Annotated in this window: 16 protein-coding genes, 1 tRNA gene and 1 pseudogene; all 18 read left to right on the plus strand. The window is 54.8% G+C overall.

What is annotated here, in order from left to right; translation table 11 throughout:
* The first annotated feature begins 90 nt into the window (after positions 1-90).
* Positions 91-2,400 carry a DNA topoisomerase IV subunit A gene (locus OA238_RS01285; RefSeq protein WP_044036062.1) on the plus strand — a complete coding sequence of 770 codons (2,310 nt, stop codon included), beginning with the start codon at positions 91-93 and terminating at the stop codon, positions 2,398-2,400.
* Between the two features lie 42 nt (positions 2,401-2,442).
* Positions 2,443-2,523: pseudogene (locus OA238_RS33375) on the plus strand (hypothetical protein); the annotation flags it as partial.
* A gap of 196 nt (positions 2,524-2,719) precedes the next feature.
* Positions 2,720-3,799 (plus strand): IS4 family transposase, encoded by a 1,080-nt coding sequence (locus tag OA238_RS01295; protein WP_015493753.1) that lies wholly within the window; start codon positions 2,720-2,722, stop codon positions 3,797-3,799.
* Between the two features lie 327 nt (positions 3,800-4,126).
* Positions 4,127-4,384 carry a M48 family metalloprotease gene (locus OA238_RS28515; protein ID WP_083906611.1) on the plus strand — a complete coding sequence of 86 codons (258 nt, stop codon included), beginning with the start codon at positions 4,127-4,129 and terminating at the stop codon, positions 4,382-4,384.
* A gap of 71 nt (positions 4,385-4,455) precedes the next feature.
* The gene (locus OA238_RS28520) at positions 4,456-4,659 is read left to right on the plus strand and encodes a hypothetical protein (RefSeq protein ID WP_245581422.1); all 204 of its coding nucleotides are present in this window, start codon (positions 4,456-4,458) and stop codon (positions 4,657-4,659) included.
* Between the two features lie 54 nt (positions 4,660-4,713).
* On the plus strand, positions 4,714-5,391 hold the full coding sequence (locus tag OA238_RS01305) for a hypothetical protein (protein WP_015493754.1): 678 nt from the start codon (positions 4,714-4,716) through the stop codon (positions 5,389-5,391).
* Between the two features lie 99 nt (positions 5,392-5,490).
* Positions 5,491-6,666 (plus strand): elongation factor Tu, encoded by a 1,176-nt coding sequence (gene tuf, locus OA238_RS01310; protein ID WP_015493755.1) that lies wholly within the window; start codon positions 5,491-5,493, stop codon positions 6,664-6,666.
* A 236-nt stretch (positions 6,667-6,902) separates the two neighbouring features.
* Positions 6,903-7,574 (plus strand): CatB-related O-acetyltransferase, encoded by a 672-nt coding sequence (locus tag OA238_RS01315; RefSeq protein ID WP_015493756.1) that lies wholly within the window; start codon positions 6,903-6,905, stop codon positions 7,572-7,574.
* Positions 7,571-8,587 carry a hypothetical protein gene (locus OA238_RS01320; RefSeq protein ID WP_015493757.1) on the plus strand — a complete coding sequence of 339 codons (1,017 nt, stop codon included), beginning with the start codon at positions 7,571-7,573 and terminating at the stop codon, positions 8,585-8,587. The genes OA238_RS01315 and OA238_RS01320 overlap by 4 nt, the downstream gene beginning before the upstream one ends.
* Before the next feature lie 53 nt (positions 8,588-8,640).
* A tRNA-Trp gene (locus tag OA238_RS01325) sits at positions 8,641-8,716 on the plus strand.
* 142 nt (positions 8,717-8,858) lie between these two features.
* Positions 8,859-9,674 (plus strand): hypothetical protein, encoded by an 816-nt coding sequence (locus tag OA238_RS01330; RefSeq protein WP_144055803.1) that lies wholly within the window; start codon positions 8,859-8,861, stop codon positions 9,672-9,674.
* 55 nt (positions 9,675-9,729) lie between these two features.
* Positions 9,730-9,924 (plus strand): preprotein translocase subunit SecE, encoded by a 195-nt coding sequence (gene secE, locus OA238_RS01335; RefSeq protein WP_015493759.1) that lies wholly within the window; start codon positions 9,730-9,732, stop codon positions 9,922-9,924.
* 206 nt (positions 9,925-10,130) lie between these two features.
* Positions 10,131-10,664: a transcription termination/antitermination protein NusG gene (gene nusG, locus OA238_RS01340; RefSeq protein WP_044037790.1), complete on the plus strand. Its 534-nt coding sequence runs from the start codon at positions 10,131-10,133 to the stop codon at positions 10,662-10,664.
* A 116-nt stretch (positions 10,665-10,780) separates the two neighbouring features.
* A complete protein-coding gene (rplK, locus tag OA238_RS01345; RefSeq protein WP_015493761.1) occupies positions 10,781-11,206 on the plus strand; it encodes a 50S ribosomal protein L11 in 426 nt (141 codons plus the stop codon).
* Between the two features lies 1 nt (position 11,207).
* Positions 11,208-11,906, plus strand: coding sequence for a 50S ribosomal protein L1 (gene rplA, locus OA238_RS01350; RefSeq protein ID WP_015493762.1), 699 nt, complete (start codon positions 11,208-11,210; stop codon positions 11,904-11,906).
* Positions 11,907-12,226: 320 nt separating this feature from the next.
* A complete protein-coding gene (locus OA238_RS01355; RefSeq protein WP_015493763.1) occupies positions 12,227-13,117 on the plus strand; it encodes a cation diffusion facilitator family transporter in 891 nt (296 codons plus the stop codon).
* Positions 13,118-13,485: 368 nt separating this feature from the next.
* Positions 13,486-14,001 carry a 50S ribosomal protein L10 gene (gene rplJ / locus OA238_RS01360; protein WP_015493764.1) on the plus strand — a complete coding sequence of 172 codons (516 nt, stop codon included), beginning with the start codon at positions 13,486-13,488 and terminating at the stop codon, positions 13,999-14,001.
* Positions 14,002-14,069: 68 nt separating this feature from the next.
* Positions 14,070-14,441, plus strand: a complete 372-nt coding sequence (gene rplL, locus OA238_RS01365) for a 50S ribosomal protein L7/L12 (protein ID WP_044036070.1) — start codon at positions 14,070-14,072, stop codon at positions 14,439-14,441.
* The last annotated feature ends 101 nt before the right edge of the window (positions 14,442-14,542 follow it).

A 14,542-nucleotide genomic window follows, 5' to 3' on the forward strand; every position in this document is an offset into this window, starting at 1 on the left:
GGGCATAATCCGAAATCTGCGGGGAAAAATTCACACAATGCATCTGATTTCGCCGTTGTCGCGCAAATGCGGCTTGGATACACACGATCCATGAATGATGACGCACTAGACCCCAAGATGAACCCGACCGAAACGCTGCGCCGTGCGCTGGGTGATCGGTATCTGACCTATGCGCTGTCAACGATTATGCACCGCGCGCTGCCTGATGCCCGCGACGGGCTGAAACCTGTGCATCGGCGAATTCTTTATGCGATGCGCGAACTTAAGCTCGCCAGCAAGGGAGGTTTCCGAAAATCTGCCAAGATTTCTGGTGACGTGATGGGCAACTATCACCCCCACGGTGACGCTGCGATTTATGATGCGATGGCGCGATTGGCGCAGGACTTTAACGTGCGCTACCCGTTGGTTGATGGCCAAGGGAACTTCGGCAATATCGACGGTGATAACCCTGCGGCGGCGCGATATACAGAAGCGCGGATGACCGCCGCTGCTGAGGCACTGCTTGAGGGGCTGAACGAAAACGCCGTTGATTTCCGCGAAAATTATGATGGCACGCTGGAAGAACCTGTTGTCTTACCAGCCGCGTTCCCGAACCTTTTGGCCAATGGATCAAGCGGCATCGCGGTGGGCATGGCGACGAATATCCCGCCCCACAACCTCGAAGAACTGATCGGCGCCTGTTTGCATCTGATCAAATCGCCGAATGCGCGGGATGAAACCCTGCTCGATTATATCCCAGGCCCCGACTTTCCCACTGGCGGCGTCATCGTTGAACCAAAAGAAAACATCGCCGAAGCCTATCGCACAGGTAAGGGCGGTTTCCGCCTGCGGTGTAAGTACGAAGTCGAGGATCTCGGTCGGGGCCAGTGGCAGGTCATCATCACCGAAATCCCTTATCAGGTGCAAAAATCACGACTGATTGAAAAATTGGCTGAGATTATTGAGCTTAAAAAGGTCCCGATCCTTGCGGACGTGCGTGACGAATCTGCCGAAGACATCCGCATCGTACTGGAACCGAAATCCAAGAACGTCGACGTCGAAGTTCTGATGGGCATGCTGTACCGCAATTCCGAACTGGAAACGCGGTTTAGCTTGAACATGAACGTTCTGATCGATGGTCTGACGCCAAAGGTATGCTCGCTCAAGGAAGTATTGCGCGCCTTCCTTGATCACCGCCGCGACGTGCTGATCCGCCGCAGTACACACCGGATGGTCAAGATCGACCACCGCCTTGAGGTCCTCGAAGGTTTTATCATCGCCTTCCTGAACCTTGACCGCGTGATCGATATTATCCGCTATGACAATGATCCTAAAAAGGCGCTGATGGCAGAGGATTGGGGCAAAACCCACGCCCGTGCCATGGACGAAGCGGACTACGTGTCGCCCCTGACTGGGCTGGTCAGTGAGCCCGAGATGGGCCTGACCGACGTGCAGGCCGAGGCCATTCTGAACATGCGGCTGCGGTCTTTGCGCCGCCTCGAAGAAATCGAACTCGTCAAAGAACGTGATGCTTTGATGCTTGAACGCGCTGGGCTCGAAGACCTTTTGGACAGCGAAGACCTGCAGTGGAAAACTATCGCAGACCAACTGCGTGAGACTCGCAAATTGTTCGGGTCCAATTCCGAAGGTGGCGCGCGGCGCACGGCATTTGCCGTCGCTGGCGTTGTCGAAGATGTGCCGCTTGAAGCGATGATCGACAAAGAACCTGTCACTGTTGTCTGTTCCAAGATGGGTTGGATCAGGGCGTTGACGGGCCACATTGATCTGGCGCGCGAATTGAAATTTAAAGACGGCGACGAAGGGCGGTTCGTGTTCCATGCGCAAACCACCGACCGTTTGTTGGTCTTTGGTTCAAACGGGCGTTTCTACACGATGGGCACATCGACCCTTCCGGGTGGGCGCGGCATGGGCGAACCGTTGCGCTTGATGGTGGACCTGCCAAACGAGGCTGAAATTGTCGCGCTCTTCATCCACCGCGCGGGCAATAAATTGCTGGTCGCGTCGTCCGCTGGCGACGGGTTCGTTGTGCCCGAAGATGACGTCATCGCGCAGACCCGTGCGGGTAAACAGGTGTTGAACGTCAAGGGCGACGTGCGCGCCAGGGTTTGTTCGACAGTGACGGGCGATTACGTGGCCTGCGTCGGCGAAAACCGCAAAGTGCTGCTGTTCCCGCTGGATGAGCTGCCCGAAATGGGCCGTGGCAAAGGTGTGCGATTGCAGAAATACAAAGACGGCGGATTGTCGGATGCCACGACATTCACGCTCGCAGATGGTCTGTCGTGGCTTGACCCCGCAGGACGCACCCGCACGCAAACCGAACTGGCTGAATGGGCCGCGAAACGTGCGGGCGCTGGCCGCATGGCGCCGCGTGGTTTTCCAAGGGACAACCGGTTTACGTGACAGGCCCGCCCCTCGATCCCCACCGGTCTTCGGACTGAATTCGTGGGCACACGGGGCCAGCTGTTCAAGCTCGCGTTGATCAGCGGAATTTGGACCATCCTAACATTTGGCTTCTATTGTTTCTGGATGAAAACGCGGCTGCGGCGCTGGTATTGGTCGTCAACCCGCCTCGGTGATCATGGCGTTCTACATTGGCGGCGTGAACCTGATCGGCGTCGCAACGATTGAGGTCGCGATCATACTACACGACAGTAGGGTGGTTGAGGGTGTCAGAAGGTGATTTAGGAGCGGACTCTTATCGCTAAAAAAGGTTCCACTGATGATCACGAAAGCCCTGACGACCCGCAAGAAGAGGTTATCCCCCCATTTAGAGTTGAGCAACAGTCGCCTTGAAACGATGTGCCTCTTGATCATGGGAATGGTGAATGCCCGGACGGTAAATTTGAGCCATCTGGCCTGTGAGTTTCCTACCGATGGCAAGGTTGAAAGCACCTACCGTCGCCTACAACGCTTTTTCCAGCATGTTGATCTTGGCTCGGATTGGGCGGCCCCCTTGCTTGTTAAAATGATTGGTTCTGGCCCCACCTGGCATTTATGCTTGGACCGAACAAATTGGAAAATTGGCCAACGCCATGTCAACTTCTTGGTCTTAGCCCTTGTCACACGCCGCCACCGTATTCCGTTGATGTGGAGCGTTTTGGGGCGTGCAGGGAACAGCGATACTGCTCAGCGCATTGCCTTGATGAAACGTTATCTGTCGGTGTTTGAGGTCTCCACCATCAAGTTCTTGTTAGCGGACCGGGAATTCATTGGAGCACAATGGTTGGATTTTCTTCATAAAAACAACGTCCCATTTGTCATCCGTATCAAAGCAAACCAACTTGTGACCACACAGGACGGGAAAACGCAAAATCTAAGCACCTTGTTGCGCACCTGTCGCGGTAAGCGCAACTTTGATGCCCGATTTGGAGGCAACAATTTGGGGGAGGCCACGTGGTTTAGCTTTGCTGCAAAGCGCATCAAGGGGGGTGAGCTTTTGATCGTCGTCTCTAACCGGCCCGCACATCGGGCCCTCGCCACCTACAAGAAAAGATGGGCCATTGAGAGCCTCTTTGGCGACACAAAGACACGCGGCTTCAATCTTGAAGACACACGACTGACCATCTCCAAAAAACTTGAGCTTCTTTTAGGTCTCGTTGCGCTCGCGGTTGCATGGGCATCTAAAACCGCCACAAAGCTTATTGGAGGCGGGAAAATGAAGCGGAAAAAACACGGATATTTTGCAAAGTCATTCTTTCGAATTGGCTTCGATCAGCTCCGTAAACTGCTCAGGTCAGACCCAAACGCCGCTGTCTCACCGTGGATACTAATTCCACCCATAATCACAAGAGTCGTGTAGTATGGGTCGCGATAGGACTCACCCGTGTTGGGATGCTCTATGGGGTCGACGTTCCGTGGTTCGTTGGCGGGCTGATATACTACAACGTGAACGCCACGCGGCTGTTGGAATTCATAAATCTGCTGGTGAATTGGGGCTTATGGCGAGACCACGCACAGGTGCAATTGCGCTAATTTATGGGTTTGGCTACATTGTGACGGGTCTTGTTGCGCTGCTGCTGATCGCCAGTTGATCCCATCACGCGCCAAGAAATTGAATGGCTATTTTGCAAAAAAATCGAAGACCGCCTGACCGCAGGACTGGACCTTTCGACGCCGTTGACGGTTTATGTGCTGGATCCAGACCCGTCAGCGCCTTTGCACTGCTCGGCGGATATGCGGGTATGTGGTGTTCTTTCGCGGCTTGATTGACACGACTGAATGCCCCGAGGAACTTGCCACCGTGTTCGCCCATGAAATTGGTCACGTGGAAGCCCGCGACCCGACACGAATTGGCCTGCGTTCAGCGGGCAGCATCGACGTGCTGGGGCTGTTGTTTGGGGGGCGCGGTGGCGCACTGGTGCTGTTGTTGGCGAACGGATTATAAAAGGCGACGACACCCAAGACGCCGAGGCAGCTGCCGATGCATTTGCCTATGCCGCCTTGCTGGACGCAGACTTGCCGCCATCTGCCATTGCCACATTGTTTTCGCGACTGGCGCTGCAAAGCTGTGAAGATGCGGGCATTATGGAGCACCTGATGTCACACCCCGCACTTTGGGGGCGAATCGCAGCAGCACGTGCAGCAGAATCCGAAGGCGCGAAATTCCGCCCAGTGTTGAGCGAATCAGAGTACGATGCCCAACGCGCGATTTGCTATTGATTGCGGGATCGGTAGCGCTGCGCTAGTTAAGGGAAGTAATTTAAAGGAAGTAATATGCGAAATTTTGTGGTTTTGATCGGACTGGCGCTGCTGACCGCCTGTGGTGGAGTTCGAGATGATCTGGCCAATGTACCAGATCCCGTTGGTGCATTCCGGCTTGGTCACAACATCGCAGTGGTAGATGAACCGCTTCAAGGCCCGTTTTCGCGCACAGTTGAAGACGCGGAATGGCAGGCCGCTATGGTCACAGCCGTTGAAGACCGTTTGGGCGAGGCGCGCTTTTTTGGCGATAAATATTACCATGTCGGCGTTGCCGTCGAAGCCTACGTGCTGGCCTATCCTGGCGTCCCGCTGGTCTATTCGCCCAAGTCCGTGTTGATCTTTTCGGTTAATTTCTTTGAGGATTCGACGCAGACAAAACTGAATGACGAACTGATCCAGATCACCGTATTTGAACCATGTTGTACGATTCCGCTGCTCGGTTCGGGTTTTACCCGCGGCAAAGCCGAACAAATGGAGGGGCTGTCGTTCAACGCGGCCCGCGCAATTGAACGCACCATGCGCAAGAATGCCGATTGGTTCGGCGGCACGCCTGAAAATCTTGAAGCCGATAACACGATCCTTGAAGGTAATGTTCTGATCGACAATCCAGAATTGGTCGCGCCGCAGCAGGAACCGCCCGCTGAACTGATCGCCATAACGAACCCACCCGGTACAATCGGTTTGCCATAAACCGCACGCCGCCCTTGATCTTGCGATCATTCCGCAATACATCGCCCGCGATGTTGAACTGGGCTGTCTATGGCCCCCGAATGACAAGGCGCCTCGATCATGGCTAAGGCAAAGTTTGAACGTAATAAACCGCACGTAAACATCGGCACGATTGGTCACGTTGACCACGGCAAGACGACGTTGACGGCAGCGATCACCAAGTATTTTGGCGACTTCAAAGCGTATGACCAGATTGACGGCGCGCCAGAAGAAAAAGCCCGTGGGATCACGATCTCCACGGCCCACGTCGAGTATGAGACAGAAGCGCGTCACTACGCCCACGTCGATTGCCCAGGTCACGCCGACTACGTCAAGAACATGATCACCGGTGCCGCCCAGATGGATGGCGCAATTCTGGTTGTGAACGCGGCTGACGGCCCAATGCCCCAGACCCGTGAGCACATCCTGCTCGGTCGCCAGGTCGGCATTCCCGAGATGGTCGTCTACATGAACAAGGTCGATCAGGTCGACGACGACGAGCTGCTTGAGTTGGTTGAAATGGAAATCCGCGAATTGTTGTCAAAGTACGACTACAATGGCGACGACATTCCAGTGATCCCGGGGTCTGCCCTGCACGCGATGAACGGCACGATGCCTGAAATCGGTGAATCGTCAATCCGCGCGCTGATGGAAGCTGTCGACTCGTTCATTCCGACGCCTGAGCGCGCCATTGACCAGCCGTTCCTGATGCCGGTCGAGGACGTGTTCTCGATTTCGGGTCGTGGTACTGTTGTGACGGGCCGCATTGAGCGTGGCGTGATCAACGTAGGCGACGAAATCGAAATCGTCGGCATCCGCGACACGACAAAGACCACGTGTACGGGCGTTGAAATGTTCCGCAAGCTGCTGGATCGCGGTGAAGCTGGCGACAACATCGGCGCATTGTTGCGCGGTGTTGATCGTGAAGGCGTCGAGCGCGGCCAGATTTTGTGTAAGCCAAAGTCGGTGATGCCACACACCAAGTTCGAAGCTGAGGCCTACATCCTCACCAAGGACGAGGGCGGCCGTCACACGCCATTCTTCGCGAACTACCGTCCACAGTTCTACTTCCGTACAACGGACGTCACTGGCACCGTGAACCTGCCCGAGGGCACTGAAATGGTTATGCCAGGCGACAACCTGAAGTTCGAAGTTGAACTGATCGCACCGATCGCCATGGAAGACGGCTTGCGCTTCGCGATCCGCGAAGGCGGCCGCACGGTTGGCGCGGGGGTGGTCTCCAAAATCCTCGCGTAAGCGCAGATTTAGGAACACACCCAAGCCTGCATCCGTGGCAGGGGCTTTGCCCCGGCAAAGTGCCCGAGAGCGGATGAACGCTAACGGTTAGAAGCAAAAAAGGGCCCTCGCAGAAATGCGGGGGCCTTTTATTTTGCCGCACCCCGAATTATCCTGCCGCAAACCAACGGAGGCACCGATGATTTCGTAACTTTGATCTTTGTTCCAACCGCAACACTGACCAAAGGAGGCGCATCATGCCCCCACTTCCACCACGTTCGTTTCCAGACGCGAACACCTTGCATCCTGTGGTCCTGCCAGATGGCACCCATCACAAAGGCACGGTGTTCTTGAATACTGCGATCGATCATCCTCGGATGACAGTCGGCGATTACAGTTACGCCAGTGCGCATGTTTCACCCACCGACTGGGCGTCGCATCTTGCGCCGTACCTGTATACCCAAAGCCCCGAAATACTGACCATCGGCAAGTTCTGCCAGATTGCGGACGGTGTGACGTTCATCACGTCCTCGGCCAATCACCGTTACGACGGGTTTAGTAGTTTTCCCTTTGCGGTCTTCCTCGATATGGAACTTAGCCGCCCGTCGATGCCTGACGCTGGGCCTGATACCACCATCGGCAATGACGTTTGGATCGGTCAGGGGGCGACCATCCTGCCCGGCGCGTCGATCGGTCACGGCTGCATCATCGGCGCGAAATCTGTCGTTGCGGGAACCATTCCACCTTACACAATCGTCGCCGGAAACCCCGCCAAACCATTGCGCAGCCGCTTTGACACAGCAACAATCGCCGCCCTGCTAAAGATCGCATGGTGGCATTGGCTAATTGACGCTGTAGTGTCCCATGAAGCCGCCATTTCCGGCGCTGATTTGGACGCTTTGAAAGAGGCCGCGAGCACGCACATATGATCCTGAAAACCCTCCTCCTTCCGTTCCGGCTCAACTGGACGATCTATTTGGGTCTTGCTCTTGGCGCGGGCTATCTCGCCAATCAGGACTGTCAGACCTATTTTTCCAACACGATTGCGGCTGAAATTCAGGTGGCAGACGGCCCACCTGATCCGTCACCCCTCTCGAAATGGGATGCCAACAACGATGCTTCCGCCAATGGTGAGGTAAATGTCGCCGGGGTCTATTTTATGGCTCTCGCCAGCGGCAGCTTTGATCCGCTCGGATCTGAACGCAGCTTTGTCCTGCTGGCCGACGATCAGGGTCGTGAGATCAAAGCGGTGCTTGTGGTAGCGCCCGAAAATATTGCACTGCTGGAACAACAACTGGTGGCGCAGGGCAGCGGTGAGCGCATCCCTGTCACGGTGAATGGCACGTTAAATCAAAGCGGTGAATGGGCGGGCCTGATCGGGACAGAACTGTTCGCAACGGACATCCCCAGCTCTGACGACTTGGTGGTGATCGAACCCTTCTTGGGAAATCGCGCCGCGTCGATTTATGCTGCGGCTGAAAGGACGATTGGAACCGTGATCATTCTTGGCGGTTTGGCAGGCTTTCTTGTGCTTTTGGCTCTGGTAAAGCTGCTGTCAGGGCGCAGATCATCCGCGACGCAATCGCAGTTGTCAGGGCGCGAAGCTTTGGCCGCGCGCCAGAAAAAACGGCCAAGTCGGCGATCATTGCCATCCAATGGCACAGATAAAACCTCTCCGTGGGGGGCACCGGATGCGCAGGCGGCCACGCCGCCGCCGATGCCTAAAAACACATCGTTGCAATCGAATTCAAATGGTGAGGCCAGTTTACAGAATAAGACCGCCCCAAGTCGCCTGCAAATCGCCGAATTAGAGGTCCAGCCGCCGTTCACAAGCGTCTTCCCCGGCGGTGGGTCCAGCTTCCGGTTCAAGTCCGCTGATGAGATCATTCGCCAGTCGTTTGGCACCCTCAGAACGCTCAAGCCGCTAAAGCGTGACGACTAGCGCGGTTTGCGGTTGCCAAGTGCTGTAGCCCTCGCTATCTCAACGCTCGGCTTAGGGGTTTAGCTCAGTTGGTAGAGCGACGGTCTCCAAAACCGTAGGTCAAGAGTTCGAGTCTCTTAGCCCCTGCCAAGCCACTCGTCGTCGCGGCGTTTCAAACGTGCCTGAACGGGAGATGAAATTGCCCCGACTGCCGCAGTCCATTGCCTTGCACATCGGGGCACATAAGACCGGGTCATCGCATCTCCAGAAGGTGATTTACGAAAATAGAGTCATGCGATCTGACGCGGGTATCCGCTGTTACGGACCTGGTTTTTTGCGCAAGCGCGGTCGCAATATTGCTGCGATGTTTGGGATGTCATGGTCGAAAGGTCCTCTGCCGAATCGGACGGCGCATGAGCAGTTGGCGTATCTGGCCAAAGGCAATAGTCGGCTGGTATTTTCCGAAGAGAATTTTGTCGAAACGCTTTCGGATAAGGACGGGCGTGTCAGCCTACCGATTTATCCTCTTGCAATCGAACGCGTGACGGAATTGGTCGCAGCATGGGCGCCGATCAAACCGCAATTGTTTTTGGCAGTGCGCAATCCGGCGACGTTTTTGGCGTCGGCCTATAGTCAGGTGCTTTTCGGGTCCGTATACATCGAACCGCGCCAGTATCGCGCCCGCAACGATTGGCGCAAAATTGATTGGGCCGATTACATTACCAAATTGCGCACAATCACTGGTGTCAGCGACATCTACGTTTGGCGACAAGAAGATTACGACCTGACACATCGCCTGATCCTGCGCCGCATGCTGCGGTGGCAGGCTGGCGGCAGGATTGAGCGATCAAAGGCCGCGTCCATCAAAGCCTGTCGGCGCACGCCGTTCGCCAAACGCTTGCGTGGGCGCAAGACGGCGAGACTGGCCAGCTCGCCTCGAAATCGCGCAAATTGTTTCCGATCAGCGCCGACAATAAAGTTTTCGGGCTTTATGCGGCAGAAACATTGGTGCGGGCGGGGCAGGTTTACGATGCACAAATGGCGCAAATCGAAGCAATGGACGGGGTCACAGTCCTACAGCCGCCAAAGCGCAAGCAGGAAGGGTTGAAAAGCCCCTCCAAGACAGTTACCTAGTCAGCGTTTCCAGTCTTTAAGGATAGATCATGGCCAGAACCAACCCAGTACAATTTATCCAGCAAGTCCGTGCTGAAGTCGGCAAGGTCGTTTGGCCGTCGCGCCGTGAGGTCACATTGACCACAATCATGGTGCTGATCATGGCGACCGTTATGGCGCTGTTCTTTACGGTGGTAGACATGTTTATCCGTTTTGGGCTCGAAGGCGTACTCACCGCGTTCTGATCCTGTGTCGGATTTGCAGTCAGCCCCCTTGAATTGAACGGGGTTGCGCGGTAATGGACGCGAACTTCTTGGAATGGCGTGCTGCGAATCGTGCTGCACGCCGCTTTTATTTCCGGGACTTCCGTGGCAAACGCCACGAACAGATTGAAATTTCTGCGCTGATCTATTTTAGAATGGCAGTGCATGACGACAAGGTGGCGAGCAACATGGCGAAACGGTGGTACTCTGTCAGTGTCCTGTCGAACTTCGAAAAGAAGATCGCAGAAAGTATTCGTGCCTCCGTTGAGGAGCATGGGCTGGAAGAACAGATCGGCGAAGTGCTGGTTCCGACTGAAGAAGTGATCGAAATCCGTCGTGGCAAGAAAGTCACGGCTGAACGTCGCTTTATGCCCGGCTACGTGCTGGTCCATATGGAAATGTCGGACGATGGCTACCACCTGATCAACTCCATCAACCGCGTCACCGGTTTTCTGGGGCCACAGGGCCGTCCGATGCCGATGCGCGACGCCGAAGTACAGCAGATTCTTGGCCGCGTTGAAGAAGGCCAAGATGCACCGCGCACGCTTATCAACTTTGAGATCGGTGAGAAGGTCAAGGTCAGCGAAGGTCCGTTCGAGGACTTCGATGGCATGGTCGAGGAAGTGGACGAAGAGAACCAGCGCCTTAAGGTGACTGTGTCGATCTTTGGCCGCGCCACACCGGTCGAACTAGAATTCACTCAGGTCTCTAAACAGGTCTGAGTGCGTCAGAGGTGGGAGGTTGCGGACCGCAAGGTACGCACTGAACCACCGCAAGCCGACCCTTGGGGGTCATTGTAGGGTGGGTTTTTTACCCATCGCTGAAAAGGAGAAGCCGAATGGCTAAGAAAGTCGCTGGCACCATGAAGCTGCAAGTCGCAGCTGGTAAAGCCAACCCATCCCCACCCGTCGGTCCAGCATTGGGCCAACGTGGTATCAACATCATGGAATTCTGTAAGGCGTTCAACGCCAAGACTGCAGACCTTGAGCCCGGTGCGCCGTGCCCAACCGTGATCACATACTACCAAGACAAATCCTTCTCGATGGAAATCAAGACGCCACCTGCGTCCTACTTCCTCAAGAAAGCTGCCAAGGTTAAGTCCGGGTCCAAGACACCATCGCGTGACACTGTGGGCACGGTTACGACCAAGCAGGTTCGTGAGATTGCAGAGGCCAAAATGAAGGACCTCAACGCAAACGATATCGAAGGCGCAATGAAAATCATTCTGGGCTCTGCTCGGTCTATGGGCATCGAGGTTAAGTAAGATGGCAAAGCACGGAAAACGCACAACCGCCGCACGCGAAGCCTTCGCTGGCAAAAATCTCGTCACCGTCGCTGAGGCAGTGGCCCTCGTCAAAGGCAACGCAACAGCGAAGTTCGATGAAACCATTGAAATTGCAGTTGTTCTTGGTGTTGACCCACGTCACGCAGACCAGATGGTTCGCGGCAAAATTGCTCTGCCAAATGGCACAGGCAAAACCATGCGCGTCGCTGTGTTCGCACGCGGTGATAAGGCTGATGAAGCAACGGCTGCCGGTGCTGACATTGTCGGCGCAGAAGACCTGATGGAAATCGTGCAAAGCGGTAAGATCGAATTCGATCGCTGCATCGCGACACCTGACATGATGCCTATCGTTGGTCGTCTCGGTAAGGTTCTTGGCCCACGTAACCTGATGCCAAACCCTAAAGTTGGCACAGTCACGATGGACGTCAAAGCGGCTGTCGAAGCTGCAAAAGGCGGCGAAGTCCAGTTCAAAGCTGAAAAAGCCGGTGTTGTTCACGCTGGTCTTGGCAAAGCGTCTTTCACAGCTGCGAAGCTGGAAGAAAACGTTTTGGCATTCGTCGGCGCGGTCCAGAAGGCAAAGCCTGCTGGCGCAAAAGGCACATACATGAAGAAGATTTCACTGACATCTTCCATGGGCCCAAGCGTAACGGTCAACATCGACAACGCAACTGGGAACTAGGGAGATAGCCGCGCAAGCGGTTACACCCAGCCGGACGAAGCGAATGCAAAGCAATCGCGTTCCGGTACCGGTCCAAATTAAACGACCAAAGGCGTCCCAACTGGGGCGCCTTTTTCAATTGAAATTCTGCCAAGATGGGCAAGGTTTGGCTTTGCGGACTTTGCTGCCGCTAACCTTTGTGGCCTGAAGAACAAATTCAGGCTTGAATCAGTCACTGGCCGATGGATCGGCTACTATCACCAAGTCATGTATTTAGCGCGATTTGTAACACCGCCCCACGTGTCTATCTGCGTAATGAAACGGCGAAGAGGTACAAAACGATGACAATTACCAGGCTGGCGGTTGGAAGTCTCATTGTTGGCTTTGCTGTTCTGGGTTTAAAAACCCTTGCCTATTCGATGACTGGTTCGGTCGCGCTTTTGTCTGACGCGCTGGAAAGCACGGTCAACGTCGCAACAGCGTTTGCCGCATTAATTGCAATTCGTATTGCGGCCAAACCCGCTGATGACAACCATCCCTACGGCCACCACAAGGCAGAATTTTTCAGTGCCGTCCTCGAAGGTGTGATGATCATCGTCGCCGCGCTGCTGATATTGAGAGAGGCCTATGCCGGCTTCATGCATCCCCTTTTTCTTGACGCGCCCATCGCCGGGCTGCTGGTCAACCTTGCGGCGACCTCAATCAATGGATTTTGGGCCTTCATACTGATTACGCGCGGAAGACGGTTAAAATCTCCTGCGCTGGTGGCTGATGGAAAGCATCTTATTACTGACGTCGTCAGCTCGGTTGGCATCGCCGTCGGCATCGTTCTGGCGATTGCAACCGGATGGTGGATACTTGATCCGCTATTGGCGATATTCGTCGCGATTAACATCCTTTGGTCAGGTTCGAAATTGATCAAGGAGTCGCTGAGCGGTCTCATGGATGAGGCCGTGTCGGATGAAATGTTGATTGCAGTCCGAGAGATAATCACGACAGAGGCGGATGGTGCAATGCAGGCGCATGATCTGCGAACGCGTCACGCCGGACCCGTGGTCTTCATTGATTTTCATCGTGTTGTGCCCGGCGACATATCAGTGTTCCGATCGCATGAAATCTGTGACCGGATCGAAAATGCCTTGAAGGCTAGGTTTGGCGACGCACGAATTGCGATACATGTCGAACCAGAACACAAATCAAAGCAGTCCGGAGTCATTTTTCCTGTAGAGTAATCGGTCATCATTCGCTCTGATGTGCCAAAGGTCAAAATCACCCCTCAAACCTGCCATTTTGGTTTTGAATCGGGTCTCGCACCACTCTAGGCCAAAATGGCACTTCACAATCCCGCCCATCCCGACTAATTAAACCTCAGTTTGATAGCGCGCGATTCGTCACGCGCTATTTTGCATTCGTCCAAGACGGTGGGTTGGGGGTTTTGCCTCCGTTAATTCCTGCCTGAGGCGGGTAGGCCAAATTGACCTCAGGCGAAAGCTTTTGGCGGTTCGGGCGTCCCGTTTGATGGACCCAACCGCCGGAGCAATCCGGTAAGACTGAGCCGGGTAACCAGATTTAGGTCTGGCCCCGATATTGGAGTGAAACTGTGGATAGAGCACAAAAAGAACAATTGGTCGAGGATCTCGGCCAAATCTTTGAAAGCTCTGGCGTCGTTGTGGTATCCCACTACGAAGGCCTGACAGTTGCAGAGATGCAGGACCTGCGCGCACGCATGCGTGAAGCGGGTGGTTCTGTACGCGTTGCCAAGAACAAGCTCGCCAAAATTGCCCTCGAGGGTAAGCCATGTGCAAGCATCGCCAAGCACCTCGATGGTATGACCGTTATGACCTTTTCTGAGGATCCTGTGGCTGCGGCCAAGGTTACTCAGGGGTACGCCAAAGATAACGAAAAGCTCGTTATTCTTGGTGGTGCTATGGGTGATATCGATCTTGACCCCGCTGGTGTCAAAGCTGTGTCCGAACTGCCGTCGCGTGAGGAGCTTATTGCTTCCATCGTGGGCTGCATTGCGGCACCTGCTTCGAACATTGCTGGGGCCATTGGCGCGCCTGCTTCTAACATCGCGAGCATTCTTTCGACTATCGACGAGAAGGCTGCTGCCTAAAGCAACTTGATTGGCTGACGTAGGGATACCCCCTGTCGTTGGAACACAACCTTAGAATGGAAAAGCAAATGGCTGATCTGAAAAAAATGGCTGAAGACATTGTCGGTCTGACACTGCTCGAAGCACAAGAACTGAAAACCATCCTCAAAGACGAGTATGGCATCGAACCAGCTGCCGGTGGCGCTGTTATGATGGCTGGCCCTGCTGACGGCGGCGCTGCTGAAGAAGAACAGACTGAATTTGACGTCATCCTCAAGAGCCCAGGCGCTTCCAAGATCAACGTGATCAAAGAAGTCCGCGGCATCACTGGTCTTGGCCTCAAAGAAGCAAAAGACTTGGTTGAAGCCGGTGGCAAAATCAAAGAAGGCGTTTCGAAAGAAGAAGCTGAAGACGTTAAGGGCAAGCTGGAAGCAGCTGGCGCTGAAGTCGAAGTGGCTTAAGCCCTCTTATAATGGCGGGGCAGGGCACATATATCCCTAACTTGCTATTAACAAAATCTGGCTGGATCCGCTGAAAATGCGGGTCCAGCTTAACCCGTCTT

The organism is Octadecabacter arcticus 238 (assembly GCF_000155735.2).
GTDB classification, from domain to species: domain Bacteria; phylum Pseudomonadota; class Alphaproteobacteria; order Rhodobacterales; family Rhodobacteraceae; genus Octadecabacter; species Octadecabacter arcticus.

Coding starts and splice junctions, on each gene's coding strand:
- OA238_RS01320 (WP_015493757.1), top strand. CDS start 7,571: ATGATCCTGAAAACCCTCCTCCTTCCGTTCCGGCTCAACTGGACGATC.
- OA238_RS28515 (WP_083906611.1), top strand. CDS start 4,127: ATGTGCTGGATCCAGACCCGTCAGCGCCTTTGCACTGCTCGGCGGATA.
- rplA (WP_015493762.1), top strand. CDS start 11,208: ATGGCAAAGCACGGAAAACGCACAACCGCCGCACGCGAAGCCTTCGCT.
- OA238_RS01305 (WP_015493754.1), top strand. CDS start 4,714: ATGCGAAATTTTGTGGTTTTGATCGGACTGGCGCTGCTGACCGCCTGT.
- OA238_RS01330 (WP_144055803.1), top strand. CDS start 8,859: ATGCGATCTGACGCGGGTATCCGCTGTTACGGACCTGGTTTTTTGCGC.
- OA238_RS01285 (WP_044036062.1), top strand. CDS start 91: ATGAATGATGACGCACTAGACCCCAAGATGAACCCGACCGAAACGCTG.
- rplL (WP_044036070.1), top strand. CDS start 14,070: ATGGCTGATCTGAAAAAAATGGCTGAAGACATTGTCGGTCTGACACTG.
- rplK (WP_015493761.1), top strand. CDS start 10,781: ATGGCTAAGAAAGTCGCTGGCACCATGAAGCTGCAAGTCGCAGCTGGT.
- secE (WP_015493759.1), top strand. CDS start 9,730: ATGGCCAGAACCAACCCAGTACAATTTATCCAGCAAGTCCGTGCTGAA.
- nusG (WP_044037790.1), top strand. CDS start 10,131: ATGGCGAAACGGTGGTACTCTGTCAGTGTCCTGTCGAACTTCGAAAAG.
- OA238_RS01295 (WP_015493753.1), top strand. CDS start 2,720: ATGATCACGAAAGCCCTGACGACCCGCAAGAAGAGGTTATCCCCCCAT.
- OA238_RS01355 (WP_015493763.1), top strand. CDS start 12,227: ATGACAATTACCAGGCTGGCGGTTGGAAGTCTCATTGTTGGCTTTGCT.
- tuf (WP_015493755.1), top strand. CDS start 5,491: ATGGCTAAGGCAAAGTTTGAACGTAATAAACCGCACGTAAACATCGGC.
- OA238_RS01315 (WP_015493756.1), top strand. CDS start 6,903: ATGCCCCCACTTCCACCACGTTCGTTTCCAGACGCGAACACCTTGCAT.